This is a genomic window from Aeromonas sp. QDB31, assembly GCF_027707605.1.
Lineage (GTDB): Bacteria > Pseudomonadota > Gammaproteobacteria > Enterobacterales > Aeromonadaceae > Aeromonas > Aeromonas media.
This window is the reverse complement of record NZ_JAPCIX010000017.1, coordinates 32,503-58,059: the sequence shown is the minus strand read 5'-3', so window position 1 is coordinate 58,059 and position 25,557 is coordinate 32,503. Positions and strand designations below refer to the sequence as shown.

Annotated in this window: 24 protein-coding genes; 5 read left to right on the top strand and 19 right to left on the bottom strand. The window is 62.2% G+C overall.

Annotation, left to right across the window (positions count from 1 at the left end; genetic code table 11):
• Position 1: 1 nt before the first annotated feature.
• The 19 genes from flhF to PG898_RS15735 form a co-directional block, all read right to left on the bottom strand.
• The gene (flhF, locus tag PG898_RS15825) at positions 2–1,501 is read right to left on the bottom strand and encodes a flagellar biosynthesis protein FlhF (protein ID WP_182788215.1); all 1,500 of its coding nucleotides are present in this window, start codon (positions 1,499–1,501) and stop codon (positions 2–4) included.
• A gap of 16 nt (positions 1,502–1,517) precedes the next feature.
• Positions 1,518–3,620, bottom strand: a complete 2,103-nt coding sequence (gene flhA / locus PG898_RS15820; RefSeq protein ID WP_182788213.1) for a flagellar biosynthesis protein FlhA — start codon at positions 3,618–3,620, stop codon at positions 1,518–1,520.
• A 353-nt stretch (positions 3,621–3,973) separates the two neighbouring features.
• Positions 3,974–5,104 (bottom strand): flagellar biosynthesis protein FlhB, encoded by a 1,131-nt coding sequence (gene flhB / locus PG898_RS15815; protein ID WP_042650090.1) that lies wholly within the window; start codon positions 5,102–5,104, stop codon positions 3,974–3,976.
• Positions 5,097–5,288, bottom strand: a complete 192-nt coding sequence (locus PG898_RS15810) for a hypothetical protein (RefSeq protein WP_270824584.1) — start codon at positions 5,286–5,288, stop codon at positions 5,097–5,099. The genes flhB and PG898_RS15810 overlap by 8 nt, the downstream gene beginning before the upstream one ends.
• Positions 5,281–6,078, bottom strand: coding sequence for a flagellar biosynthetic protein FliR (gene fliR, locus PG898_RS15805; RefSeq protein ID WP_270824583.1), 798 nt, complete (start codon positions 6,076–6,078; stop codon positions 5,281–5,283). The genes PG898_RS15810 and fliR overlap by 8 nt, the downstream gene beginning before the upstream one ends.
• A 70-nt stretch (positions 6,079–6,148) precedes the next feature.
• Complete coding sequence (gene fliQ / locus PG898_RS15800) at positions 6,149–6,418, bottom strand: flagellar biosynthesis protein FliQ (protein ID WP_010673927.1); 270 nt, start codon at positions 6,416–6,418, stop codon at positions 6,149–6,151.
• A 27-nt stretch (positions 6,419–6,445) separates the two neighbouring features.
• Complete coding sequence (gene fliP / locus PG898_RS15795; protein WP_042650087.1) at positions 6,446–7,201, bottom strand: flagellar type III secretion system pore protein FliP; 756 nt, start codon at positions 7,199–7,201, stop codon at positions 6,446–6,448.
• Entirely contained in the window at positions 7,188–7,562 is a 375-nt protein-coding gene (gene fliO / locus PG898_RS15790) for a flagellar biosynthetic protein FliO (RefSeq protein ID WP_043129029.1), read from the bottom strand. The genes fliP and fliO overlap by 14 nt, the downstream gene beginning before the upstream one ends.
• Positions 7,559–7,954: a flagellar motor switch protein FliN gene (gene fliN / locus PG898_RS15785; RefSeq protein ID WP_042650085.1), complete on the bottom strand. Its 396-nt coding sequence runs from the start codon at positions 7,952–7,954 to the stop codon at positions 7,559–7,561. Before fliN ends, fliO begins: the two co-directional genes overlap by 4 nt.
• A gap of 50 nt (positions 7,955–8,004) precedes the next feature.
• On the bottom strand, positions 8,005–9,075 hold the full coding sequence (gene fliM, locus PG898_RS15780; RefSeq protein ID WP_042650084.1) for a flagellar motor switch protein FliM: 1,071 nt from the start codon (positions 9,073–9,075) through the stop codon (positions 8,005–8,007).
• Positions 9,076–9,085: 10 nt separating this feature from the next.
• A complete protein-coding gene (gene fliL, locus PG898_RS15775) occupies positions 9,086–9,592 on the bottom strand; it encodes a flagellar basal body-associated protein FliL (RefSeq protein ID WP_171268714.1) in 507 nt (168 codons plus the stop codon).
• Positions 9,593–9,649: 57 nt separating this feature from the next.
• Entirely contained in the window at positions 9,650–11,623 is a 1,974-nt protein-coding gene (locus PG898_RS15770) for a flagellar hook-length control protein FliK (RefSeq protein WP_270824582.1), read from the bottom strand.
• 90 nt (positions 11,624–11,713) lie between these two features.
• On the bottom strand, positions 11,714–12,154 hold the full coding sequence (gene fliJ, locus PG898_RS15765) for a flagellar export protein FliJ (RefSeq protein WP_043129023.1): 441 nt from the start codon (positions 12,152–12,154) through the stop codon (positions 11,714–11,716).
• A gap of 16 nt (positions 12,155–12,170) precedes the next feature.
• Complete coding sequence (fliI, locus tag PG898_RS15760; RefSeq protein WP_042650080.1) at positions 12,171–13,502, bottom strand: flagellar protein export ATPase FliI; 1,332 nt, start codon at positions 13,500–13,502, stop codon at positions 12,171–12,173.
• Between the two features lie 120 nt (positions 13,503–13,622).
• The gene (gene fliH, locus PG898_RS15755; RefSeq protein ID WP_042650079.1) at positions 13,623–14,426 is read right to left on the bottom strand and encodes a flagellar assembly protein FliH; all 804 of its coding nucleotides are present in this window, start codon (positions 14,424–14,426) and stop codon (positions 13,623–13,625) included.
• Between the two features lie 68 nt (positions 14,427–14,494).
• Complete coding sequence (gene fliG, locus PG898_RS15750; protein ID WP_043129018.1) at positions 14,495–15,556, bottom strand: flagellar motor switch protein FliG; 1,062 nt, start codon at positions 15,554–15,556, stop codon at positions 14,495–14,497.
• Positions 15,549–17,255: a flagellar basal-body MS-ring/collar protein FliF gene (fliF, locus tag PG898_RS15745; protein WP_270824581.1), complete on the bottom strand. Its 1,707-nt coding sequence runs from the start codon at positions 17,253–17,255 to the stop codon at positions 15,549–15,551. Before fliF ends, fliG begins: the two co-directional genes overlap by 8 nt.
• Before the next feature lie 55 nt (positions 17,256–17,310).
• Positions 17,311–17,628, bottom strand: coding sequence for a flagellar hook-basal body complex protein FliE (gene fliE, locus PG898_RS15740; RefSeq protein ID WP_042650076.1), 318 nt, complete (start codon positions 17,626–17,628; stop codon positions 17,311–17,313).
• A gap of 204 nt (positions 17,629–17,832) precedes the next feature.
• A complete protein-coding gene (locus PG898_RS15735) occupies positions 17,833–18,609 on the bottom strand; it encodes a lipoprotein (RefSeq protein WP_042650075.1) in 777 nt (258 codons plus the stop codon).
• 339 nt (positions 18,610–18,948) lie between these two features.
• Here PG898_RS15735 and rimO point away from each other — a divergent pair, with 339 nt between their 5' ends.
• The 5 genes from rimO to PG898_RS15710 all read left to right on the top strand — a co-directional run bounded on the left by rimO (position 18,949) and on the right by PG898_RS15710 (position 25,555).
• Positions 18,949–20,277 carry a 30S ribosomal protein S12 methylthiotransferase RimO gene (gene rimO, locus PG898_RS15730; protein ID WP_270824580.1) on the top strand — a complete coding sequence of 443 codons (1,329 nt, stop codon included), beginning with the start codon at positions 18,949–18,951 and terminating at the stop codon, positions 20,275–20,277.
• A gap of 558 nt (positions 20,278–20,835) precedes the next feature.
• A complete protein-coding gene (locus PG898_RS15725; RefSeq protein ID WP_043129008.1) occupies positions 20,836–22,518 on the top strand; it encodes an ABC transporter substrate-binding protein in 1,683 nt (560 codons plus the stop codon).
• 118 nt (positions 22,519–22,636) lie between these two features.
• On the top strand, positions 22,637–23,620 hold the full coding sequence (locus PG898_RS15720; RefSeq protein WP_270824579.1) for an ABC transporter permease: 984 nt from the start codon (positions 22,637–22,639) through the stop codon (positions 23,618–23,620).
• A 1-nt stretch (position 23,621) separates the two neighbouring features.
• Entirely contained in the window at positions 23,622–24,536 is a 915-nt protein-coding gene (locus PG898_RS15715) for an ABC transporter permease (protein WP_042648441.1), read from the top strand.
• Entirely contained in the window at positions 24,533–25,555 is a 1,023-nt protein-coding gene (locus tag PG898_RS15710; RefSeq protein ID WP_042648442.1) for an ABC transporter ATP-binding protein, read from the top strand. The genes PG898_RS15715 and PG898_RS15710 overlap by 4 nt, the downstream gene beginning before the upstream one ends.
• Positions 25,556–25,557: the final 2 nt, after the last annotated feature.

Sequence of the window (25,557 nt, the reverse complement as noted above, 5' to 3'; positions counted from 1 at the left end):
GTTACTCATAAAACTCCGAATCTTCGGCCTCGCCAAAGCCTGAACCCCAGAAGTAAGGGTCTTCTGTTTCCCGCTCCAGCGAGCCCATGGCCGCGCCAACCAGCAGCGCCGCATTGGCAACTTGAATATCTTCCGGCACCCGCTGTCCATCTGTGATGTAGCTGATGGGCAGGGCGTTCTGAATGCATACGTTAATCACTTCACCCAGATTCAGGCTCTCGTCGAGCTTGGTCAGGATGCACCCGGAGAGCGGAATGCGCCTGAAGTGATCCACCGCCTCCTGCATCACCCGGCGCTGGGAGGTGGCCGACATGACCAGGTAGCTGCGAATGCGCACCTTGGCATTCTTGACCAGGGTGTCGAGCTGCTCGGTCAGACGGATATCCCGCTGTCCTACCCCGGCGGTATCGATGAGCACCAGCCGGCGGTTGCGGAACTGATAGAGCGCATTGGCGAGCTCCTCGGCATCGCGCACCTGACGCACCGGGCAACCCATGATGCGACCATAGGTCTGCAGTTGTTCGTGGGCCCCGATCCGGTAGTTGTCCGTGGTGATGAGGGCCACCTGCTCGGCGCCATACTTCATGGCAAAGCGAGCCGCCAGCTTGGCGATGGTGGTGGTCTTGCCCACCCCGGTCGGGCCGAGCAGGGCCACGGCACCGCCCTGGCGCAAGATGTCGTCTTCGCTGATCTTGAGCTGGGCCGTCAATACCTCGGCCAGCTGGGCCATGGCCTGATGGATGGGCATGTCTTCCGGGATAAGCCCGGCAAGCTGATCGGCGAAGGCATCGTCGAACCCCATCTTCTTGAGTTCCTTGATGAGCAGCGCCCGCATCGGCTCGCGGCGCTCCACCTCCTGCCACATCAGACCGGAGATCTGGTGCTCGAGCAGCTTGCGAATGCTGGCCATCTCCTTGCGCATCCCCTCCATCTCCTGATCCCGCGGGGCGGACTGGGCAGCACGGGGGCCGGGGGCCGGGCGCGCCTTCGGCTTGGTGGGCTCGGGGGCTGCGCCCCACTGGCCCTGTTCGGCCAGGGTTCTGGGTGCGCTGGAGGCCGCAGCCAGTCCGGCGGACTGGGTGCCGGCACCGCCATTGGCGGGCCAGGAGGCAGCGGCAGGACTACCGTTGCCCGTCCCATTGGCAGACCATGACCCCGGGGCGGCATTGCCGCCCGCCGGGTTGGCCGGGTTGAGCTTCTGCTGGCGTGCCAGCAGGGCCGCCAGGGTATCGGCATAGTATTCGTTCTGCTCCTTGGGGGGAGCCGAGCGCGTCATCTGCTTGCCCGCAGACGAGATATTGACGCTCTCATCGTTCAACTGACGGCGAACCGGCGCATCTTTAGGTCCAGGCACCTGGGACTGATAATCGACGGCCGCGACTATCTCCACCCCACCGGTGACCTTTTTGTTGGACATGATGACGGCATCCGGCCCGAGAGTCTCCTTGACCTCGGCCAGCGCCGTGCGCATGTCTTTGGCAAAAAACCGCTTAATCTTCACCCGTCATCTCCGCTAACTAGCCCTGTCCCACCGCACTGACGATGCGGATCTGCTTGTCATCAGGCACTTCCTGATAAGACAGGACGCGTAATCCAGGAATGGCATTCTTGACAAATTTCGCCAGGGTATTGCGCAATATCCCCGATGTCAGAAGCACGGCCGGCTGGCCTTCCAGTTCTTGTCGTTGAGTGGCTTCCACCAGGGAGCGCTGCATCCGCTCCGCCAGTCCCGGTTCGATACCGGCGCCATCTCCCCCACCTGCTTGCAGGGATTGATGCAATATGCGTTCCAGTTCTGGTGAAAGGGTGATCACCGGCAGCTCGGGCTCTGGGCCGGCAATCTCCTGCACGATCAGCCTGCGCAGGGCGATACGGCAGGCGGCGGTCAGCACTTCCGGGTCCGGACTGCGTGGTGCATATTCCACGAGGGTCTGCAGGATAGTGCGCATATCGCGAATTGGCACGCCTTCATTGAGGAGATTTTGCAATACCTTCACCAGGTTGCCCATGCTGATCACCTCGGGAACCAACCCTTCCACCAGCTTGCTCTGATGCTTCCCTATCATGTCCAGCAACTGCTGCACCTCGTCGTGACCCAGCAGCAAGGCGGCATGGTTGGAGAGGATCTGGCTCAGGTGGGTGGCCACTACGGTGGCTGCGTCCACCACGGTATAGCCAAGGGTCTGGGCCTGGGAGACCTGATCCTTGGCGACCCAGACCGCCTCCAGCCCGAACGCGGGATCCTGGGTCGCGATGCCCTGGATCTGGCCAAACACCTGGCCCGGGTTGATGGCCATCTCCTTGTCGTGATAGACGGTGGCCTCGCCGGTGCTCACCCCCATCAGGGTGATGCGGTACTGGTTGGGGGCGAGATCCAGGTTGTCGCGGATGTGCACCGCAGGCACCAGGAAGCCGAACTCCTGGGAGAGCTTCTTGCGCACCCCCTTGATCCGGTTGAGCAGCTCGCCCCCTTGGTTCTTGTCCACCAGCGGGATGAGCTGATAGCCCACTTCCAGACCGATGATGTCCACCGGCATCACGTCGTCCCAGCTCAGGTCCTTCGGCTCGAGCGGGGCATCGCCCTGGGCCGGCAGGAGTTCACCGCTCGCCACCCTGGCCTTGTTCAGTTTCTCCCGACGCAACAACCACCAGGCTCCGGCCGCTGCCACCGCTCCCAGGCTCAGGAAGGCCAGGTGGGGCATACCGGGCACGCTGCCCATCATCAGCAGGATGCCGGCGGAGATCACCAGCGCCTTGGGATTCTCGAACAGCTGGCCGAGCACGGCCGTGCCCATGTCCTGATCGGTATTTTGACGGGTAACTATGATGGCGGCGGCGATGGAGAGCAGCAGTGAGGGTATCTGGGCCACCAGGCCGTCACCGATGGCGAGCAGGGTGTAGATCTGGGCCGCTTCGCCGAAGCTGAGCTGGTGCTGCATCATGCCGATGATGAAGCCGCCGATGATGTTGATGAAGAGGATCATGATGCCGGCGATGGCATCCCCCTTCACGAATTTGGAGGCACCGTCCATGGAGCCGTAGAAGTCAGCTTCCTGGGTCACGTCCTGACGGCGCTTCTTGGCCTCTTCCTGGTTGATGAGGCCGGCGTTCAGGTCCGCATCTATGGCCATCTGCTTGCCGGGCATGGCATCCAAGGTGAAGCGGGCGCTCACCTCCGAGATCCGGCCCGCACCCTTGGTGACCACCACGAAGTTGATGATAACCAAGATCATGAAGACGATGATGCCCACCGCATAGTTGCCGCCGATCACCACGTTGCCGAAGGCCTCGATCACATGGCCCGCCGCCGCGCTGCCGTTGTGGCCTTCCAGCAGCACCACCCGGGTGGAGGCGACGTTGAGCGCTAGCCGCAGCAGGGTCGCTATCAGCAGGACTGTGGGGAAGGCGGCAAACTCCAGCGGCCGACGGGTATAGACGGCCACCAGCAGCACCACTATGGAGAGGGCGATGTTGAAGGAGAACAGGATATCCAGCATCAGGGGCGGTATGGGGAGTACCACCATGCCGAGAGAGGCGAGCACCAGCAGCGGGGTTCCTATCCCCTTGCTGAGCAACCATCTGTACTCTTTGAAACGGCTCACTCCAGCCTTGAATCCCATCGTTCTTCTCGATTTACCACTGCCGATGCCGAATTAAAGCAAATATCAAGCCAATTACCCAACCAGTTGATCTATATGAATTTTATTTTGATGCTGTCAGAAGTCCGTCGGAGGACACATTCGGGTAGCTTGATGGGGAGCAAGGTGTTGCCAGCAAATCCCGTTGGAATGAGCAGAGCCGTGGCAAACAGGGCGGGAGCGAGGTTAGTTGCGATAGTCCGGTGGCATGGTGGACAGACCCCGGCGACGGGAACAGCCAACGTTTCAGAGCAAAGACTACTTGCGATATTCCGGCGGAATGGGGAGATCCCTGGCGATCATGGGTAACCAGCCACCCTCAGCTGAACACCAAACTACTTGCGATATTCCGGCGGAATGGGGAGATCCCTTGCGACCGGAGTCGGGCGGCGGCCACGGCCACGGCGGAACTTCTTGAGCTGATAGACGTAGGCCAGCACCTGGGCCACGGCGGCAAACAGCCCCTCGGGGATCTCCTGACCAATCTCGGTGGCGTGGTAGATGGCCCGGGTCAGCGGCGGCGAGGACATCACGGGGATGTCGTATTCCCGCGCTATCTCCCGGATCTTCATCGCCACCTCGTCCACCCCCTTGGCAAGTACCTTGGGGGCGGCGCCTGGCTTGCCCGCGTCGTACTTCAGGGCCACCGAGTAGTGGGTCGGGTTGGTGATGATGACGTCCGCCTTGGGCACATCCCCCATCATGCGGCGCATCGCCATCTGCATCTGCAACTGGCGTATCCGTCCCTTGACCTCGGGCTTGCCCTCGCTGTCCTTGAACTCGTCCTTGATCTCCTGCTTGGTCATCTTGAGCTGGCGATTGTGGTTCCAGGTCTGGAACGGCACATCGATGGCAACGATGGGGATCAGGGCGCAGCAGAGGATGATCAGCATCCACAGCAGCAGGTCCAGCGCATCTATAATGCCGCCGGGGAAGCCCTCGAGGGAGAGATTAAGCAGGTGATTGAACTGGCTCGACAGCATCCACCAGGCAAACAGGCTGATGAACACCACCTTGGCGATAGACTTGACGAGCTCCACCAGGGACTGCACCCCGAACATCCTCTTCAAACCACTCAAGGGGCTCAGCTTGCTCCATTTGGGCAGCATGGCCTCGGAGGAGAAGTTCATACCGCCGAGCAATGTGTTGCCCACGAAGGCGGCGATGGTCACCAGCAGGAACAGCAGGCCGAGAGGTTGCAGCAGCTCCCACAGCAGGGTGGGCAGCATGACCCCCATGGCGTTGGGGTCGAAGGCCTGATCCCGGTCCAGGGTAAAGCCCATGGTGAGCACCTTGACCATGGCACCGGCCAGACTCTCCTTGATCATCAGCAAGCCGAACACGGTCGCCAGCAGGACGCTGGCGGTCCCCAGCTCCTTGGAGCGTGCAATCTGCCCTTTTTCCCGGGCCTGTTGCAGTCGTTTGCCCGTGGGTTGTTCTGTGCGTTCCTGATCGGTATCAGCCACGCTGACCTCCGACTGACTGGCCGCTGTCGATCAGCCAGCCAATAGCATGGCCTGGTTGTTCGGTGCCGTTGACCCGATCGGTATCAATGAGATGCAGTCCCCCGACTGACTGGCCGTTGTCGATCAGCCAGCCGATAGCATGGGCTGGTTGTTTGGTGCCGTTGACCTGATCGGTATCAACCATTCTGCCCCCCCAGGCATTGGACCTGGATAAGCTCGCAGCTGGTCTCCTGCACGCGCTCCCAGAGGGCGTCGAAGTGCCCCATGAAGCCGCCTATGGTGAGCCAGAGGATGAACAGACCCGACATCATGCTGACCGCAAAGCCGATGCTAAAGATGTTGAGCTGGGGGGCCGCCCGGGTCATGATCCCGAACGCGAAGTTGATGAGCAGCAAGGCTATGATGGCCGACAGGGCCATCACCAGGGAGGCCTGGTACATGACCCCGAGGAAGCTCACCAGGCTGCGGATGGCGGGCAGGCTGAGCCCGCTGTCCGAGACCGGCAGGGTCTCGAAGCTCAGCACCACCATCCTGATCATCAGGAGGTGCCCATCCACCGCCAGGAACACCAGGGTCGCCAGCATCAGGTAGAACTGGCCCACCACGGGGGCAGACTGGCCGTTCATGGGATCCACCAGGGTGGCGAAGCCCAGACTGGTCTGCATGGCGATGATCTGGCCCGCCATCACGAAGCTTTCCAGCAGAAACTGGGTCATGAGGCCGAGCGCTATGCCGATGAGCAGCTGCTGCCCCAGCACCAGGAAGCTGCCGACGGAGAACAGCTCCACCTTGGGCATGGGGGGCAGCAGGGGGGCGATGATGAAGGTGATGGCGAGCGCCAGTCCCATGCGAACGTTGGCAGGAGCCAGCCGGCTGCCGAACACCGCCATCACCATCAGCAGGCTGCTCACCCGGGCAAGCGGCCAGAGCACGGACGCCAGCCACTCCATGATCACCGCAGTGGTATAGCTCATGCCGCCACTCCGGGAGCCATGGGACGGGTCGTCATCGGCAGCCTGATGGTCGCTAATGCCGACATAGGCATCAGCCGACCACCTCGGGGATTTGGCTCACCATCAGCTGGAAGAAGTCCATCAGGCTCTGCAATCCCCAGTGGGCGCCGGCCCCCAGGGCCAGCAGGGTGACCACGAGACGGGGCAGGAAGCTCAGGGTCTGTTCGTTGATGGAAGTGGCGGCCTGAAAGATGGCGACCACCAGCCCCACCATCAGGCTCGGCAGGATCACGGCGCACACCATGATGGTCACCAGCCAGAGCGCTTCACGGAATACGTCGACAAAGGTTTCCGGACTCATCTTATCGGCTCCTTTCCATTGACCGGCTTACCCCGCCCCCAGCCCGAAGCTGGTGGCCAGGGAGCCCAGGATCAGGTTCCAGCCATCCACCATGACGAACAGCATCAGCTTGAACGGCAATGAGACCAGCATAGGCGACAGCATCATCATCCCCATGGCCATCAGTATGCTCGCCACCACCAGATCGATGACCAGGAAGGGCAGAAACAGCATGAAGCCTATCTGGAACGCGGTCTTGAGCTCGCTGGTGACGAAGGCCGGGATCAGCACCCGCAGCGGCACATCCGCTGGCTCGGCCACCTGCACGTTCGCTATCTCCATGAAGGTGTTGAGATCCTTGACCCGGGTCTGGGCCAGCATGAACTGGTGGATGGGCAGCTCGGCCTTCTCCAGCGCCTCCTTGGGCCCTATGGTCTCCGCCAGATAGGGCTGCAGCGCCTCCTCGTTGATGCGATCCAGCACCGGGGACATGATGAAGAAGGACATGAAGAGGGCGATGCCGATCAGCACCTGGTTGGACGGGCTCTGCTGCAGGCCTATGGCCTGTCTGAGGATGCCGAGCACCACGATGATCCGGGTGAAGGAGGTCATCATGATGACAATGGCCGGCAGGAAGGAGAGCGCGGTCATCAGCGCCAGCACCTGCAGGGTCAGGCTGTACTCCTGACTGCCATCCGCCATGGTCTTGACCGTCAGCGCCGACATACCGTCCTGGGCCATCGCCAGGGGCGACAGCAGCACGGCCAGCAGGCTCAGGCACCCGATCCAGTTAACTTTTTTCATGCTTGCCCATCAATTTGCCGAGCTGCTGGGAGAAGGCCTGGGGCTGACGCTCGTCCAGGGGCTCTTCCAGGCGATAGAGGAAGTTGACCTGCTGCGGGGTCACCCCGATGAGCAGCTGTTGCTCGCCCACCTTGACCACCATCAGCTTCTCCTTGTAGCCGAGCGGCAGGGTGGCGATGACCTTCATCTGGCCGCCCCCCATCACCTGGGTGAGCTTGCTCTTCTTGAGCAGGAAGCCCAGCACCAGGATGAGGCCGATCACCATCAGGCTGGAGAGCAGCCAGGAGGTGATGCTGGGGGGATTGGCCCCCTCTGCCAGCGCCGGGGCGGCGAACAGTATCAGAGCGAGAGCACGGATCATTTGAGTTTCTTAATGCGCTCTATCTGGCTGATGACGTCGGTCAACCGAATCCCGAACTTGTCGTTCACCACCACCACCTCGCCGTGGGCGATCAGGGTGCCGTTGACCAGCACGTCCAGGGGCTCGCCCGCCACCCGATCCAGCTCCACGACAGAACCCTGGTTCAGTTGCAGCAGGTTGCGGATGCTGATCTGGCTGCGTCCCACTTCCATGGCGATGGTCACCGGAATATCCAGAATGGTGTCCAGCTTGCGCCGCTCCTCGGCGCTGATGGGGGCGTCGTCTCTCAGCTCCTCCAGGGGGGCGGGCTTGGCCTCAGCCGTCACCTGCTCTTCCAGCGCGGCAGCCCAGGCGTCAGCCATCAGATCCTGCTCGTCATCGGTTCCGCTCATCTTGAATTCCTCATGCTACTTCGTGACCCAGGTCGCAGGCGACGGGTCTATTAGGGCTGTTTATCGGCGATGCTGCGTTCGAGCTCTTCCAGCTCGGCCTCGCCATCGATGCGCACGCCCCCCCGGGTCACCAGATGCATCTCTGTCTTGACTCCGTCAGGGCGCTTGATTTTATCCACTATCTTGAGCGCCACGTTCTCCTTGGTGCGCCCCATCTTGGCGTGGAAGGTGGGCAGGTCCTCCACGAAGACCAGCAGGTTCTCCGGCATCTCCACCGGGATGATGTCGCCCGGTTGCAGCTCCATCAGCTCGCGCAGGGTCAGCTCCGTCTCCAGCAGCTTGGCCTTGAGCTCCACCTTGACGTCCATGATCTCGTCGCGCAGGGCCTTGCTCCAGCGCACGTCGGTGTCCCCCTTGTCGCTCTGCACCCCGGCATCGAGCAACTCGCGGATGGGTTCGAGCATGGAGTAGGGCATGGCCACGTGAAAGTCGCCGCCGCCGCCGTCCAGCTCGATGTGGAAGGAGCTCACCACTATCACCTCGGTGGGACTGACGATGTTCGCCATGGCCGGGTTCACCTCCGAGTCGAGGTATTCGAATCCCACGTCCATCACCGGCGCCCAGGCATCCTTGTAGTCCTCGAACACCAGCTTGAGCAGCATCTGGATGATACGCCGCTCGGTGGGGGTAAACTCGCGCCCCTCGATCTTGGCGTGGTAGCGGCCGTCGCCGCCGAAGAAGTTCTCCACCAGGATGAAGACGAGGCGCGCTTCCATGGTGATGAGTGCCGTCCCCTTGAGGGGGCGGAAGCGCACCATGTTCAGGCTGGTCGGCACGAACAGGGTGTGCACGTACTCGCCGAACTTGAGCATCTGCACGCCGTTGATGGAGACCTCGGCGGTGCGCCGCATCATGTTGAACAGGCTGATGCGCATGTGACGGGCGAATCGCTCGTTCACCAGCTCCAGGGTCGGCATGCGGCCACGGACGATGCGGTCCTGGGAGGAGAAGTCAAACTGGGCGATACCGGGATCTCCGGCCGCCCCTAGCTCTTCCTCTTCGACATCATCGACACCGTGCAGCAGGGCATCAATTTCGTCCTGACTTAACAGATCGCTCACGCTTCACCTTTCATTGCATGACAAAGCCGGTAAACAGCACTTGTTCGATTACGGGGGAAGAGACCAGATCCTTCAGGACCCGGCGACACTCTTCCAATGAATCCTGACGCAACTTCTCCTTGCCCTCGAAGGTCATCAGCTGCTCGGCGGTGGCCGCGCTGAAGACCCGCAGCAGGGTCCCTTCGATCAGGGGAATATTCTGTTTGGCCAGGGTCTCGTCAGCGGCCCCGCGCACCATCAGCTGGATCTTGATCTGCACCAGCCGATCCCGTTGCCCGCCCGCCACGTTGAACACGAAGGGGCGCGGCATTCCCACATAGAGGGAGGGCTGGGGCGCACTGGCTTCGGGCTTGGCCTCGGCCGTGTCGGCCGCCGGCTCGTCCGAACCGGCAAACATGAACCAGGCACCGGCCCCGCCGCCACCCAGGAGGATGACGACCAGGGCGACTATCATGATCAACTTCTTTTTCTTGGCCGCCGCCGGGTCCTTCAGCGTCAGTTCGTTATCGTCTGCCATCCCTTGTCCACCCTAGTCTCAAACTTGTTCGGTATCATAAACTTACTCGGGCAGGCATCAAGCATAGAAATCAATTCCGGCATCGTTTGTCGATTCCACCAGCAGACTCAGGGTGCGGGTCGCATGTTCCCCCTCCCCCTGGCCGTTGCCGCCAAAGGAACCGTTCCCCTGCTGACCCCGTTGCTCCTGACCATTGAAGGTGGACTGACCCTGGGATTGTTGCTGTGATGGCTGCCCCTGGTGCTGCGCCTGTTGCTGTACCTGAGTCTGACCGAGCTGTATCCCCTGCCCTGCCAGCATGTCTCTGAGCCTCGGCATGGCCTGCTCCAGCATCTCCCGGGTCTGGCCATGCTGCACCACGAAGTGGACATTGGCCTGGCTATCCGCCCCCATCTGTATCTGGATCTTCATCTTGCCAAGACCCAGGGGATCGAGCTGGATCTCCGCCTGTTGCAGCTTGTCCGCCAGCATCAGGTTCACCTTCTGGTGCAACTGGGCCGGTGCCTCCGGGGTGGCCAGCTTGAGGTGCGGCAGGCTCTGGGGTTCCCGTCTCGTGCTCAGCTCTGCCGCCGGCTTGCCATCGCTGGTCTGGGTCTGCTGCAGCGGCTGGCTTCCCTCGCTCGGCTCGGTGCCCCCGACTTCCATCCCGAGCTGCTTGCCCAGCTCATCGAGCTTGGATTTCTGCGCCGCCGGCTTGAGTTCCACGGCGGCTCCGACGGCCACCGCGGGTTCGGCCTCCATCTGCTGGATGCCGGCTGACAGCGCCGTCAGCGAGGCTTGCGGCCCCTGGGATTCGTGACGCGCCAGCGTCTGCTGGGGCGCCGTCAGCACGGGTTCCGGGTCCGCAGCCCTGGCCAGGGGAGCGGCACTGTGGGCCGCACCAGCGCTCGCATCGGGTTTGCTCACCCCCGTCGTCTGCGCTGGGCTGGACTCTTGTTCCGGCTGTTCCGGCGCAACCATGCGAGGCTTGCTGCCATCCTCAGTCGCGGCATCCGTGCTGGCCTCAACGCCATCAGTCACGCCAGCGTCCATTCTGACCAGCCCTTCACCAAAGGCCTTGGCCGCACCGGCCTGCACGGCATGAGGCGTTTGTGCGCCAACACCATTGACCGCGGCTTCCGAGGCCATCTGTTTCTGGGGCTCGCCTGTCACCTGGGCCGCTGCACTCCGTGGCTCGGTGGCTTGTGAGGTGGCGACCACCTTGGCCAGCAGGGCGGCGCGCTCTTCGCCAGACAAGGGAAGCACCGTCGGTTTCGATGATGCAAGCTCGGGATCGACCGGCGTGCCTGCATCCACGGCTGCGTCTTCCAGCTGGCTTATCGGCAGGGTGTTGGCGGAGGCAGCGTCTTCCAGCCGGCTTATCGGCAGGGTATTGGCGGAGGCAGCGTCTTCCAGCCGGCTTATCGGCAGGGTATTGGCGGTGGCGGCGATGGCCTGAGCCCCCTTGCCGGGTTCATTCGTACTGTTTTCCTTGTCCGCAAGAGCGGACACCTGGGTGCTATTCCCCTCGCCCGCTTGTTGCAACAGCGCCTGCTGTGTGGCGATCTCTCGCCCTGCAGCGCCCGGTGTCGGGGCAGGCTTGCCGCCGTCGGTCAACGACGGCGACTCGGGCGGCAAGTCATTGCCGTCGGTGGCCACGGGCAGTGCCTGCGTCATTGGAGCGACGGCAGGCAGAGTCAGGCTGGTGTCCTGGCGCAGGGAGGCCTGCAGCTGCTGCAGAAAAACGTCGGGGGGAAGATCTGTCTCGCTGGCCTTTGCCTTGTCGGCTTTGTGCTGCGTGCTCGAGGTAGCCTCTTCGGCCACCGCCAAAGATTTGGCATCCAGGGCGAGTGCGGTGAGCGCGTCGTCGCTCACGGGAGTGGCGACGGCGCCCTTGTCGACCAGCTGCGCCAGGGCCATGGCATCGGCAAAGGCAGCCTTGCTGTCCCCCTGCAGCGGCTCGGCCCCTTCCTGGGTGAGGCCCGGGAGGGTGATGCCACTGTCGGCAGGGGTGGCCTGAGTCGCGGCCTTGATCAACTGGGTCTGTATCATGCTGGGATCCCTGACGACAATCCGGTGTGGTGGCCGCACGGCCAGCAGGCAGGTGCGGCGTCTTAGCCTGTGTTGGCAATAGAAAGCAAGTTACAGGCCAGAATGGTGATAGCGTCGCAGGATGGCGTAATCGTCCAGCATCTTCTGTTCCTGACGCTGGGCCTTCAGCTGAGCTCGCCCCGCCTGCTTCTCGAGCAGCAGCTCGACCGCCTTGCGCCGCTGCTGGGCTTCGAGCCACTGGGTACGGCACTGGGCCAGCGCCTCGCGCACCTGCAACACCCCCTGGTACTGCTGGGTCGCCGCATTTTCCAGCTTGTTGATGAAGGCGTGATACTGGCTGTTCTGCTGGGGCGTGATCCCCTGCAGCCCGCGATCAGTCCACTGCTGATGGTAGATCTGGCGGTACTGGTTGAGGGCGTTCTGCTGATCCATGAACAGCTTGAGATCCTGCTGGGCCTTGGCCAACGCCAGGGCGGCCTGCTGTTCGGCCTCCAGCAGTCGGCCTGCCAGCAACGTCAATCCTTTACTCATCGGGGCTCTCCACCGGTCAACGCATCAGTGGCATGGCCACCAGTTGCAGGGATTGCAGGCCTTCATCGTAGTGAATGACCTCGCGCATCTTCTGCTGCAAGAACTGATCCAGGTAGGGTTTCTGGATGATGGCCCGATCGATGCGCGGATCCGATCCCTGGCTGTAGGCGCCTATGGTGATGAGATCCCGGTTCTGCTGATAGAGGGAGTAGAACTGCTTGAAGGTGCGCGCCAGCTCCATGTGCTCAGGTGAGGTCACCATGGGCATGACCCGGCTGATGGATTTTTCGATGTCAATGGCGGGGTAGTGGCCCGCATCCGCCAGCTCCCGCGCCAGCACGATGTGGCCATCGAGGATGGCCCGCGCCGCGTCGGCGATGGGATCCTGCAGATCGTCCCCCTCCGTCAGCACGGTGAAAAAGGCCGTGATGGAGCCCTGGCCATCGCTGCCGTTGCCGGCCCGCTCCACCAGCGCCGGCAATTTGGCAAACACCGAGGGCGGATAGCCTTTGGTGGCCGGCGGCTCCCCCACCGCCAGGGCGATCTCGCGCTGGGCCTGGGCGTAGCGGGTGAGGGAGTCCATCAGCAGCAGCACGTTGAGCCCCTGCTCGCGGAAATACTCGGCGATGGCGAGCGCGGTCTCGCACCCCTTGAGTCGCATCAGCGGCGAGGCATCGGCCGGCGCCGCCACCACCACGGCGCGCTCGCGCCCCTCGGCGCCGAGGATCTCCTCGATAAACTCCTTCACCTCCCGGCCACGCTCGCCGATGAGGCCCACCACCACCACGTCCGCCACCGAGCCGCGGGTCATCATGCCGAGCAGCACCGATTTACCGACGCCGGAACCGGCGAACAGCCCCATGCGCTGGCCACGCCCCACGGTGAGCACGGCGTTGATGGCCCGCACCCCCACGTCCATGGGTTGATGGATGGGACGACGGGCCAGCGGGTTGATGCGATGCTGGGCGAACTGCACCGTCTGGGACGAGATGATGGGGCCGAGTCCGTCCAGGGGCTGGCCGATGCCGTCGATGACCCGGCCAAGCAGGTTCATGCCCACCGGAATGCCGTGATCCTCGGTGACGGGCACCACGCGGGCGCCGGGAATGACCCCCTTGAGCTGCTCGCTCGGCATCAAGAACAGGCGATCGCCGGAGAAGCCCACCACTTCGGCCTCCAGCACGCCATCCTGGGTGTCGATACGGCACAGAGCCCCGATGGCGGCGCGGCAGCCGATGGCCTCCAGGGTCAGCCCGACCACCCGGGTGAGCTTGCCCGCCACCGGCGGTATGGGCGCAAGATCGCGGACCCGGTAGCCTTGCAGTCGGCCGAGCAGGGATGTTGTCATCGCGCCTCCAGAGATAAAAGGGAAAGAGGCCGAGCCCCGGAGTCAGCCGGCATGGTCGCGCCGTCGACAGACGGTACGCAGCAGCGGCACGCACTCCCTATGCCAAACCGGGGAAGAGAGTTAGTCGGCATTGTCACGAAGGAAATTGCGCAGTAACTGATCGATGCGTCCCGCCAGGGTCAGATCGATGCTGGAGAGTTCGGTGGCCAGCTGCAGATCACCCGGGGAGAGGGTGGGGTCGCTCTGCAGCCGCCAGTGACGCTTGGCACACTCCTCGGCGCCGAAGGCCTGCTCGACCCGGGCCACATCGTCCGGGTGCAGCATCAGGGTAACCCCCTGCTCGGCGGCGGGCAGCAGGGCAAGGCCCTGCTTGAGGGCCTCGAGCAACAATTTTGGGGAGGTCTCGGCCTCGTGGCGAATGAGGGCGCGGGCCAGCTGCTGCACCAGGCTGATGAGCTGCTGCTCAACCGCCGCGTCCAGCTCGCTCAGGGGCGTGGCGAGGCGGGCGGCGAGCGCTTGCCAGTGGGCAATCTCTTGCTCCACCTGGTCGCGGCCCATGGCGAGCCCCTCTTCACGGCCCTGCTCCAGACCCGCCTGATGGCCCTGCTGCAAGCCCTCCAGCTTGCCCTCTTCGAGCCCCTTGGCAAAGCCGGCGGCTCGCCCCTCGGCCAGCCCCTCTTCCCAGGCGGCCTGACGGATCGCCTCCACCTCTTCGGCGGTGATGCTGGGGGTGGGCTCCTCCGGTGGATCTTCTGGCGGCATCTCGTCCGCCTGCTCCTGGCGATACCAGTCAGGGCCGAGCCCCAAGGCATTGCTCTGGATCTCGGATTCGACCTCCATCTCGGGCCAGCCCCAGGCTTCCACCCGGGTCTCGTCCGCTTCGGGTCTGACATAACCCCGCAGCTTGTTGTTCTTGTTATTCATCTGCGAAAGACACTCCTGGCATGCCGGACGAAAGGGCCGACATCATCGCACATTCCATTGCCCATGGCTTAGAGGAACTCTTCGCCACCGCCCGCCCCCAGCATGATCTCGCCCGCATCCGCCAGACGGCGCGCAGTGGAGAGGATCTCCTTCTGGGCGGCCTCCACCTCGGAGACCCGGATCGGCCCCATGGCCTCCAGATCGTCCGCCAGCATCTCGGCGGCCCGCTTGGACATGTTCTTGAACACCTTCTCGCGCATCTGGTCATCCGAGCCCTTGAGGGCCCGTTGCAGCAGATCCCCCGGCACTTCCCGCAGCAGAGTCTGGATGCCCCGATCGTCCACGTCGATGAGGTTCTCGAACACGAACATCAAGTCCTGGATCTGCTGGCTCATCTCCTCGTCCGACTCGCGGATGGAGTCCATCAGCTGGCCTTCGATGTTGGTGTCCAGGTAGTTCATGATGTTGGCGGCAGCCTTGAGGCCACCCATCTTGGCCGCCTGGGCCCCGGCCGCACCGGCGAACTGCTTCTCCATGATGTCGTTGAGCTCTTGCAGCGCCGCCGGTTGTACCTCTTCGAGGTTGGCGATGCGCATCACCAGATCCAGGCGCACCTGCTCCGGGAACTGGCTCAATATCTCGGCGGACTGCTCCGGCTCCAGATAGGAGAGGACGATGGTCTGGATCTGCGGGTGTTCATTCTGAATGATGCTGGCCACCTGGCGGGCATCCATCCACTTGAGGGAGTCGAGGCCGCGGGCGCCGGATCCCAGGATGATCTGATCCACCAGGTTGCTGGCCTTGTCTTCCCCGAGCGCCGCCACCAGGGCCTTGCGCACGAAGTCTTCACTGCCGATGCCGATGTTGGTGTATTTCTGGATGTCGTCGATAAATTGACGATGCACCGCCGCCACCCGGTCGTGACTGAAATCCGACATGGAGGCCATGGACATGCCGAGCCGCTGCACCTGCTTGGGCTCGAGATGACGGAAGATCTGGGCGGCATCCTCCTCGTTGAGGCTCAGCATCAGCACCGCCGCCATCTCCATCCCGCTCATCTGGTCCAGGATCTGGCGCTGGTTATCGGTAATCTCGTTACCGGTGACTTGGTTTTTCTTCTCTTCAGGCATCTCGGTTCGTTACCCATTCTTTGATGACCTGAGCAGCCAGGTCTGGTTCATTCGCTACCAAGGCACGCACGGCCTTGAGCAGGTCCTCGTCACGGTGCAGATCGGGCAGCTTGAGCTGGCCATCCCGCAGACCGAACACCGGCTCGGCCTCGGCCTGGGCTGCCAGCAGGCTCAGTTCGTCATCCCCACCCAGCACGGTGTGGTTGTCGAAGTCCAGCTCCCCTTCCGGCTTGGCATCCGGGTAGAGCAGACGCTTGAGCATGGGCCGCACCACGGTGACGATGAGCACTATGATGACCAGCACCGAGGCGGCGATGCGCACCGCACGCCAGAACCAGGGCTGTTCGTAGATGGGCATGTCGGCCACGGCTTCCAGCTCGGGGCGGTTGAACGGAATGGCAACCACCTCCAGGGTATCCCCCCGGGTCACGTCAAAACCGAGGCCGCCGCTGAGCAGGCGACGCAGGGTATCGAGTTCAGCCTGGCTGCGGGGCTCGCGGGTGACGGCCCCCTCGGCACCGGGAGTGGCCTTGTAATCCACCGCCACCGACACCGTCATGCGGCGGATGCCGCCCTGCTGACGCCGGATGTGGCTGACCGTGGTGTCCAGCTCGAAGTTGCGGGTCGCCTCCTTGCGGGAGCGGCCGGAAGAGCTGGTTCCCCCTTCCCCGCCTGCGGCCTGTTCGGGAATGTTCGACGCGGCGGGCGGCTGGTTGGTGAGCGCACCGGGTACGCCGCCATTGCTGCCATTGGCGCTGTTCTCTTCCACCGTCATCTCGGAGCGCACGGCGGGCAAGTCCGGATTGTAGGTCTTGCGGGTCTGCTCTTGCTGGGAGAAGTCGAGGGAGAGATCCACTTCCGCCGTGTAGTTGTCGGCCCCCAGCACCGGGATCAGGATGGCGTCAATTTTTTGTTTGTATTCCAGCTCCTGCTTCTGCTGCATCGCAAACTCCTTGCGAGTCTGGGCAGAGAGCGGATCCTGGGAGCCGGAGTTGAGCAGGCGACCGTTCTGATCGGTCACGGTGACGCGGGTCGGCTCCAGGCCGTGGACGGCGGAGGCGACCATGTCGACGATGGAGTCCACCTCCCCCTGGCCCAGCGCCGCCCCTTTCAGGCTCAGCACGACGGTGGCGCTCGGCTTGCGTTCGTTGCGGGCGAACACGTTGTCTTTCGGGATGGCCAGCAGCACCTGGGCCTTGGCGACGTTCTGGAACTGCTCGATGGCGCTCGCCAGCTGGCGCTCGCGGCTCAGTTTCAGCCGCTCGCTCTCCATGCGCTGGCTGACGCCGAAGCTGGAGTCCTTGAGCAGGATGGCTTCCCCATCGTTGCTGGCCTCGCTGCTGCTGGCGAGGCCGGCGCGGGTCAGGCGCAGCCGGATGTCTGCATAATTCTCGGCGCTGACCAGCACACTCTTGCCGTCCACCTGATAGGGGATCTTCTGCTGATCCAGATAGTCGAGGGTGGAGACCAGCTCCTGGGTGCTGAAGGTGCCGAGCGGACGCATCTCCGGCTCCTTGCCCCACAGCAGGATGAAGACGGCGATGGCCAGACAGATGGTCAGCCCCAGGATCAGGGTGATCTGCCGCAACACATCGGTATTGGACAAAAAGCCCAGCGCCGAGCTCTTCTGCTCCTGCTCATCGAGGGCGGCCGCCCCCTCGTTGTTCATCAGCAGATCGCCGTTTGGATCGTTAGCCACGATTTATGTCCTTATTGCTGACATGTTTATGATGCTCGGTCGCCATGGGCCTGAGTTATACCGGCATGTTCATGATGGTCTTGTAGGCATCGACCATCTTGTTGCGCACCTGCACCGTCGCCTCGAAAGCGATGGAGGATTTCTGCCCAGCGATCATCACTTCGGAGAGATCCACCGACTTGTCCCCCAGATCGAACCGGGTGCGCAGATCGTTGGCGCTGCCCTGCAGCTCGTTGACGTTGTCGAGGGCCTGCTGCAGCATCTGGCCAAAATCCGAGTTGACCTGACGACCGGGCTGGGTCAGCGGCGTGGCACCGGCTTCGACCCTGAGAGCCTGCATCTCTTGCATCAGGCTGCTTGCGCTTATTTCCATCTTCTCTTCCCAGACAAATCGTTGACACTGGCAAGCCTTAAGCAATTAGAGTGCCAATGCATAAGGATCCTGTACCCCACCTGTGCAACGGGCCATCATGCCGGCAGCAGGGATCCCGGGAAGATGCCCGTCTGCTGGCCGCGCGGCGAGCAGGCGGGCACATGAAAAAGGCCCGCATCGCGGGCCAGGCTCAGATTCCGATCTCTATTGCGTCAGATCCTCGTCGATCCAGTATTTGGATCCCGTGATGCTGACGCCGTACAGCAACCCCTTCTCACCAAGCTGGTAGATGGCCATGCCGCCGTTGTAACCCGAGTCAAGCGACGCGCTCTCCTTGCCGGCGACCACGCCCGCCTCCGAGGTCGCCTCCCAACCCTTGTTCACGAAGTTGTCAAAGGTCTGTTTGGTCTCGAACAACATCACCTGCTGATAGAACTTGCCGCCGAAGCCAGCCGCCATGCCGGCGCCAAACATCTTCATATAGGTGTGTTTGCCATTCGAGCGGTTCACCGCCACCCCGGATCCCTGATTGGTGTGGATCATCAGGGAGAACTTGCGTGAGTCGAACACCGCATAGCCATAGGCCTTGTCAAACAGCAGCTTGGCGGAGGGTTGCTCGTTGAACAGCCGCACCAGTGCGGTATCGGCCATGGTATCGAGGGCGGTACGGGCCTCTGTCGGGGTCTTGGGTTCCAGCATGGTATCGAGCTTCTTGTCGGCGGCCGTCAGCCACTCCTTGCCGGTGGCTGCGCTCTCTTCCGTCCAGGCACCCGCCTTGTTGTAGGCATCGGCCCCCCAGGTGGAGACAGACTCCCAGGTCGCCTTCGAAAAATCGGTGATCCCCTGCCACGCCTCCTTGCCGGTGTCGCTCACCGCAGTGCCAAGCTCGGAGGCCGCTTCCTTCAATTTCGCCCAGTCGGCATGGCTGGGGCTAGATGCAAGTGCCAGGACGGCGGCAATCAACCAGGATCGGCTCTTCATTGTGTGCTCCTTAAATATCGCGTCAGCGGACATGTCACCCTATCAGATTTAAGCCAACTCCAAGAAGTCCCGAATGCCTCTCCATTCCGCTCCAGTCAGCAAACACAGACTTCCCATCTCTCCAGTATGGTGTCGCAGCCCTCATCCGGTCTGAGGGAACTGCGGTCCCCGGACGGTCACGACCACCACCATCATGCACGGCTCTCCTTATCTGCCGATAGCCGACGGGCCCGACCGTAAATATTGTTCGGCCTGACAACCTCGGTTGTATAGTTTTTGGTTAGCCATTCCGGTAAAATCCGCGCCCTTGAATAAGAGCCACCTAAGAGTGATTGAGCGATGTCCAACACAAAACAGGCCCCCAAAGTAGGATTCGTCTCCTTGGGTTGCCCCAAAAATCTGGTCGATTCCGAGCGTATCCTGACCCAGCTGCGTACCGAAGGGTACGATGTGGTGCCCAGCTATGACGATGCGGAGCTGGTGGTGGTCAACACCTGCGGCTTCATCGACAGCGCGGTACAGGAGTCGCTGGAAGCCATCGGCGAAGCCCTGGCCGAAAACGGCAAGGTGATCGTCACCGGTTGCCTCGGTGCCAAAGAGAACCAGATCCGCGAGATCCACCCCAAGGTGCTCGAGATAACCGGCCCCCACGCCTACGAAGAGGTGCTGGGTCACGTTCACAAGTACGTGGAAAAGCCGACCCACAACCCCTTCACCAGCCTGGTGCCGGCCCACGGCGTCAAGCTGACTCCCCGTCACTACGCCTATCTGAAGATCTCCGAGGGCTGCAACCACCGCTGCACCTTCTGCATCATCCCCTCCATGCGCGGGGATCTGGTGAGCCGTCCCATCGGCGAGGTACTGGCCGAGGCCAAGCGCCTGAAAGAGGCCGGCGTGAAGGAGATCCTGGTGATCTCCCAGGACACCTCCGCCTACGGCGTGGACGTCAAGCACCGCACCGGTTTCTACGACGGCATGCCGGTCAAGACCAGCATGGTGGCCCTGTGCGAGGAGCTGGCCAAGCTCGACATCTGGGTGCGCCTGCACTACGTCTACCCCTATCCCCATGTGGATGACGTCATCCCGCTGATGCGCGATGGCAAGGTCCTGCCCTACCTGGACATTCCGCTGCAGCACGCCAGCCCGCGCATCCTCAAACTGATGAAGCGTCCGGGTACCGTCGAGCGCACCCTGGAACGGATCCAGAAGTGGCGCGAGATCTGCCCCGAGATCACCCTGCGCTCCACCTTCATCGTCGGCTTCCCCGGCGAGACCGAAGAAGAGTTCCAGATGCTGCTGGACTTCATCGACAAGGCGGAGCTGGACCGCGTTGGCTGCTTCAAATACAGCCCGGTCGAGGGTGCCAAGGCCAACGAGCTGCCGGATCCTGTGCCGGAAGACGTCCAGGAAGCGCGTTTCCAGCGCTTCATGGAGCTGCAGCAGCAGGTCTCCGTTCGCAAGCTGGCCCGCAAGGTCGGCAAGGAGATGACGGTGTTGATCGACGAAGTGGACGAAGAGGGCGCCACCGGCCGCTCCTTCGCCGATGCCCCCGAGATCGACGGCCTGGTCTACCTGAACGGTGAAACCGGCCTCAAGCCCGGCGATCTCGTCAAGGTCCGCATCGACGAAGCGGACGAGTACGATCTGTGGGCCAGCCTGGTCAACTAATCCGCTAACGGATGTGGCACCCGAAGCCAGTCAGTGAATGCTGACTGGCTTTTTTATTGCCCGTAATCAGTCGACACGAAAACCCATTGGCATCCAGGCCGGGTTCTTCTGTTAGAGAGGGACCACCCGCCATCACCCGACGAGCCGGAAGATTCCTCCTTAGTGAGCCAGCGCACAGTTCTGTCCTTCTCCTCGGAGCGCTTGTTTCAAGCTCAAAAAAAAGCCACTGAAGGGGAGCAAAAACGAGCACGATCCACTTCACACTATCGTCTTTGAATTGTCATAAATGGTGACTTGGTACTTTGTGAGAATTAATGCAACTGTATAATTTAAAAGGATTAAAAATAGAGTTTGACGATAATGACGAGAGGGTGGGAGTTTTTACGATATCGACGAAATGAAGAGTTGTTGTTTTCCTGTTAACTCTGCTTTTCTAGGGACGTTGGATGACACAACTACAAGGGTGCAAAACCTGACCAACATTGAGGGCCGGTATCCAAGCATGGGATCCGGTGCTCCATTCCAAAACCATGGAAGACCAATAAGAAAGGAAAAAATATGCTTGCCAAAGTATCCAAAATCGCTACCTCAGTCATGCTGGGAACCCTGATGCTCGGTGCCGCCGGCACCGCCATGGCCGCCGAAAACAAGACGGTTCTGACCCTGGTCGCGCAACAGGAGACCGCATGGGTCAAGAACTTCAACCCCTTCCTGCAGGCCGGTCTGCTGCACACCACCCGCCACTTCATCTATGAGCCGCTGGTGATCTTCAACGATATGCAGGGTGGCAAACCCGTCTATCGTCTGGCCACCAACTATGCCTTCAGCGATGACCTGAAGTCGGTCACCTTCGACCTGCGCGAAGGGGTCAAGTGGTCCGATGGTGAAGCCTTCACCGCCGACGACATTATCTTCTCCTTCAACCTGGTCAAGGCCAACAAGGCGCTGGATGAGCGCTCCATCTGGACTCAGATCAAGGGTGTCGAGAAGCTGGGTGAGCACAAGGTCAAATTCGACCTGGCCGAGGTCAACACCAACGTGGTGAATGACCTGGTGCTGGTGCCCATCGTCCCCGAGCATCAGTGGAAGTCGGTGAAAGACCCGGTTGCCTTCACCAACGACAAACCGGTCGGCACAGGTCCCTTCACCGAAGTGGACAACTTCTCCGCCCAGCTCTATACCCAGTGCCGCAACCCGCACTACTGGGACAACGCCAACCTCGCCATCGACTGCCTGCGCATGCCGCAGATGGCCACCAACGACCAGGTACTGGCCGCTGTGATGAAGGGTGACGTGGACTGGTTCGGCTCCTTCGTGCCGGACATCGAGCGCCTCTACGTCGGCAACGATCCCAAGAACAACAAGTACTGGTTCCCCGCCTCCGGCACAGTGGCGTTCAACGTCAACTTCCAGAGCAAGAACCCGGGCAATAACGAAGCCTTCAACGACATCAACTTCCGCCGCGCCTTCTCCATGGCGATGGACCGCCAGTCCATGGTGGACATCGCAGGCTATGGCTACCCGACCGTCAACGAATACCCGTCAGGCCTTGGCAAGGCATTCGCCTCCTGGGACAACCCGGACGTCGAGAAGAAATACGGCAAATACAACAAGTTCGACCTGGAAGGTGCCAAGGCACTGCTGAAGGAAGCGGGCTACAAGGACTGTGACGGCGACAAGTTCCTCGACACCCCGAGCTGCAAGAAGATCGAATTCAAGGTGCTGGTACCGAACGGCTGGACCGACTGGGTCAACACAGTCCAGATCGGGGTCGAAGGCCTGCAGGCCCTGGGCCTGAACGCCAAGACCTCCACCCCGGAAGCCACCGTCTGGACCGAGAACCTGATCACCGGTGACTTCGACGTCGCTCTGCAGGGTTACTTTGCCGGTGCCAACCCGCACAAGTACTTCGAGACCGCCTTCCACTCCCGCAACATGGGTGAGCGCGGCAACCGCTTCGCAGCGCCCCGTTACAAGGATCCTGAGCTCGACAAGCTGATCGATGACTTCACCCAGACCGCCGATGCGGCCAAGCAGAAGGAGATCATGTTTGCCATCCAGGAGCGCGTCGGTGCCAACCAGACCATCATCCCGGTGTTCAACAACCCGACCTGGTACGAATACAGCACCAAGCGCTTCAATGGCTGGTTCAGTGCCGACAACCCCGTCGCCAAGCCGCAGGTACACCCGGACACCCCGGAGCGTCTGCTGCACGTGTTGTCACTCAAGCCAAACAGCTAATCACCTCGGCCCCCTGCGGGGGGCCTTTTTTCCCCGCCATGTCTTCCATCCCCCGTCGTTGCCGGGGTTGGGGGAGCTTTGCCCGGCGCGGGGCAGGCTTGCAGTAAAAGGGTTCACCATGGGATTTATACTAAGACGCTTCTCCTTCTATCTGGTCGCCTTCCTGGTGGCCGCCACCATCAACTTCCTGCTGCCCAGAGCCATGCCCGGAGATCCCGTCTCCGTCATGTTCGCCCGGGCCGGCGCCATGATGGAACCTGCCGCCCTGGAGGCCCTCAAGGCCACCTTCGGGTTCGTTGACGGTCCCATCACCACCCAGTTTCTCGCCTATGTGAAGAGTGTCTTCACCTGGGATCTCGGCACCTCGGTGCGCTACTACCCCCAACCGGTCGCCGACGTGCTCGGTCGCGCCATCGGCTGGACCCTGTTCCTGGTGGGTACCTCCACCATTTTGAGCTTCTCCATCGGCTCCATCGTCGGCATCTTCGCCGCCTGGTACCGGGGGGGACGCATGGACAGCATCCTCTCCCCGCTCACCCTGGTGATGCAGGCCATTCCCCCCGTGGTGGTCTCCCTGCTCGCCCTGTTCCTGTTCGGGGTCAGCCTCGGCTGGCTGCCCATCGGCTACGCCTATAGTCCGGAGATCCCCGCCGATTTCGGCTGGGAACACATCAAGAGCATCATGCTGCACGCCATCATGCCGGTGGGCACCCTGGCCATTGTGCAGGTGGGGGGCTTCCTCATCACCATGCGCAACAACATGATCAACCTGCTCGGCGAGGACTACATCACCATGGCCAAGGCCAAGGGGCTCTCCAGCAACCGGGTCATCTTCAACTACGGCGCCCGCAACGCCGTGCTGCCCAGCGTCACCGCCCTCTCCATGGCGCTCGGTTTCGTCATCGGTGGCTCCCTCATCACCGAGGTGATCTTCAACTACCCGGGTCTCGGATTGACCCTCTATCAGGGCATCCTGGCCCGCGACTACCCGCTCATTCAGGGGCAACTGCTCATCATGACCATCACCATGCTCAGCTTCAACTTCCTGGCGGACGTGCTCTACGTCTTCCTGGATCCCCGTCTGCGTACAGGAGGCAAATAAGATGCGTATGCCGACCATCCTCAAGATCCTGCTGGGCAACAAGAAGGCGGCCTTCGGCCTCGCCATCGTAGTCACCTTCGTGCTGATGGCCCTGTTTGCCCCGCTGCTCGCCAGCAATGAACCCACCAAGCGGGTCGCTCGCCCCCACCAGCCCCCCAGCATGGAGCTGGTGATGGGCTCCAACCGCATGGGCCACGATCTCTGGGCCCAGTTCACCAGTGGCGCCCGCATCTCCCTGATGGTGGGCTTCGGGGCAGGCCTGCTGGTCTGCGCCCTCGCCATCGGCATCGGCATCACTGCCGGTTACTTCGGCGGCGTGGTGGACGAATGCCTCACCTTCCTGATGAACGTGGTGCTGGTGATCCCCAACCTCCCTTTATTACTGGTGCTCGCGAGCTTTATCGGGGAGGCGTCACCGACGGTGATTGCGCTCATCATAGGCTTTACCTCCTGGGCCTATGGCGCCCGGGTGATCCGTGCCCAGACCCTGGCACTGCGGGAGAAAGAGTTCGTCATCGCCGCCGAGGTGCTGGGTGAGCCGGCCTGGCGCATCATTCTGGTGGAGATACTGCCGAACCTCATCTCCATCATAGGGGTGAGCTTCATCGGATCCATCATCTACGCCATCGTCACCGAGGCGACCCTGGAGTTCCTGGGACTGGGTGATCCGACCGTGGTCAGCTGGGGCATCATGCTCTACAACGCCCAGACCTCCAGCGCCATCCTGGTAGGTGCCTGGTGGGAAATCCTGGCCCCCTGCTTTGCCATCGCCACCCTGGGGGCGGGTCTGGCCATGCTCAACTTCGCCATCGACGAGATAGCCAACCCGCAACTGCGCTCTCACAAGGGCCTGCGCCGCTGGAAACAGCTCGCCGCCCCCGTCACCCCCATTGCCGCCCAGGAGAAGACAGCATGAGCTCGCAACAACCCCTGCTGTCGGTACGCAACCTCTGCGTCGACTACATCACCGAGAGCGGCGACGTGCGCGCCGTCAATTCGGTCAGCTTTGACATAGCCCCCGGCGAAGTCTTCGGCCTCGCCGGCGAGTCCGGCTGCGGCAAGTCGACGGTCGCCTTCTCGGTGGCCCGGCTGCACAAGCCGCCCGCCTACATCAGTGGCGGCGAGATCCTGTTCAAGGGGGAGAACATCCTCGGCTTTGACGACGAGCGGCTGCGCAGCTACCGCTGGCGCCAGGCGAGCGTGGTGTTCCAGTCCGCCATGAATGCGCTCAACCCCGTGCTGCGCATGGAGGAGCAGTTCTGCGACGTGCTCTTGGCCCACAACCCCGGCATGACCCGCTACGAGGCCATCAAGCGCGCCCAGGAGCTGTTGGAGATAGTCGACATCCACCCGAGCCGGCTCAAGGACTACCCGCACCAGTTCTCCGGCGGCATGCGCCAGCGGCTGGTGATCGCCATCGCCATGGCGCTCAACCCCGAGCTCTTGATCATGGATGAGCCCACCACGGCGCTGGATGTGGTGGTGCAGCGGGAGATACTGCAGAAGGTCTACGCCCTCAAGGCAAAGTTCAACTTCTCCATTCTCTTCATCACCCATGACCTCTCGCTCATGGTCGAGTTCTGCGATCGCATCGGCATCATGTATGCGGGGGAGCTGGTGGAGGTGGCGCCGTCCAAGTCAATTCTGACTGCTCCCTTGCACCCCTACACCAAGGGGCTGGGCAATTCCTTCCCCCCCCTGCACGGGCCAAAAACCGTGCTGGAGGGGATCCCCGGCACCCCGCTCAACCTGCTGGAAGTGCCGGTCGGCTGCCGCTTCCAGGCCCGCTGCGGCAAGGTGCACGAACGCTGCCGCCAGGAATATACCCAGCTGGCCGAGATCCGGCCCGGGCAGCAGGCCGCCTGCCATCTCTATGACTCGGCCGAGGAATCCCTGAACCACCCCATCTATCTGGACAAGGCCGCTGGCTGTTAAGG

Coding starts and splice junctions, on each gene's coding strand:
- flhA (WP_182788213.1), bottom strand. CDS start 3,620: ATGGGATTCAAGGCTGGAGTGAGCCGTTTCAAAGAGTACAGATGGTTG.
- PG898_RS15810 (WP_270824584.1), bottom strand. CDS start 5,288: ATGGTTGATACCGATCAGGTCAACGGCACCAAACAACCAGCCCATGCT.
- fliR (WP_270824583.1), bottom strand. CDS start 6,078: ATGAGCTATACCACTGCGGTGATCATGGAGTGGCTGGCGTCCGTGCTC.
- fliQ (WP_010673927.1), bottom strand. CDS start 6,418: ATGAGTCCGGAAACCTTTGTCGACGTATTCCGTGAAGCGCTCTGGCTG.
- fliP (WP_042650087.1), bottom strand. CDS start 7,201: ATGAAAAAAGTTAACTGGATCGGGTGCCTGAGCCTGCTGGCCGTGCTG.
- fliO (WP_043129029.1), bottom strand. CDS start 7,562: ATGATCCGTGCTCTCGCTCTGATACTGTTCGCCGCCCCGGCGCTGGCA.
- fliN (WP_042650085.1), bottom strand. CDS start 7,954: ATGAGCGGAACCGATGACGAGCAGGATCTGATGGCTGACGCCTGGGCT.
- fliL (WP_171268714.1), bottom strand. CDS start 9,592: ATGGCAGACGATAACGAACTGACGCTGAAGGACCCGGCGGCGGCCAAG.
- PG898_RS15770 (WP_270824582.1), bottom strand. CDS start 11,623: ATGATACAGACCCAGTTGATCAAGGCCGCGACTCAGGCCACCCCTGCC.
- fliJ (WP_043129023.1), bottom strand. CDS start 12,154: ATGAGTAAAGGATTGACGTTGCTGGCAGGCCGACTGCTGGAGGCCGAA.
- fliI (WP_042650080.1), bottom strand. CDS start 13,502: ATGACAACATCCCTGCTCGGCCGACTGCAAGGCTACCGGGTCCGCGAT.
- fliH (WP_042650079.1), bottom strand. CDS start 14,426: ATGAATAACAAGAACAACAAGCTGCGGGGTTATGTCAGACCCGAAGCG.
- fliG (WP_043129018.1), bottom strand. CDS start 15,556: ATGCCTGAAGAGAAGAAAAACCAAGTCACCGGTAACGAGATTACCGAT.
- fliE (WP_042650076.1), bottom strand. CDS start 17,628: ATGGAAATAAGCGCAAGCAGCCTGATGCAAGAGATGCAGGCTCTCAGG.
- PG898_RS15735 (WP_042650075.1), bottom strand. CDS start 18,609: ATGAAGAGCCGATCCTGGTTGATTGCCGCCGTCCTGGCACTTGCATCT.
- rimO (WP_270824580.1), top strand. CDS start 18,949: ATGTCCAACACAAAACAGGCCCCCAAAGTAGGATTCGTCTCCTTGGGT.
- PG898_RS15725 (WP_043129008.1), top strand. CDS start 20,836: ATGCTTGCCAAAGTATCCAAAATCGCTACCTCAGTCATGCTGGGAACC.
- PG898_RS15720 (WP_270824579.1), top strand. CDS start 22,637: ATGGGATTTATACTAAGACGCTTCTCCTTCTATCTGGTCGCCTTCCTG.
- PG898_RS15715 (WP_042648441.1), top strand. CDS start 23,622: ATGCGTATGCCGACCATCCTCAAGATCCTGCTGGGCAACAAGAAGGCG.
- PG898_RS15710 (WP_042648442.1), top strand. CDS start 24,533: ATGAGCTCGCAACAACCCCTGCTGTCGGTACGCAACCTCTGCGTCGAC.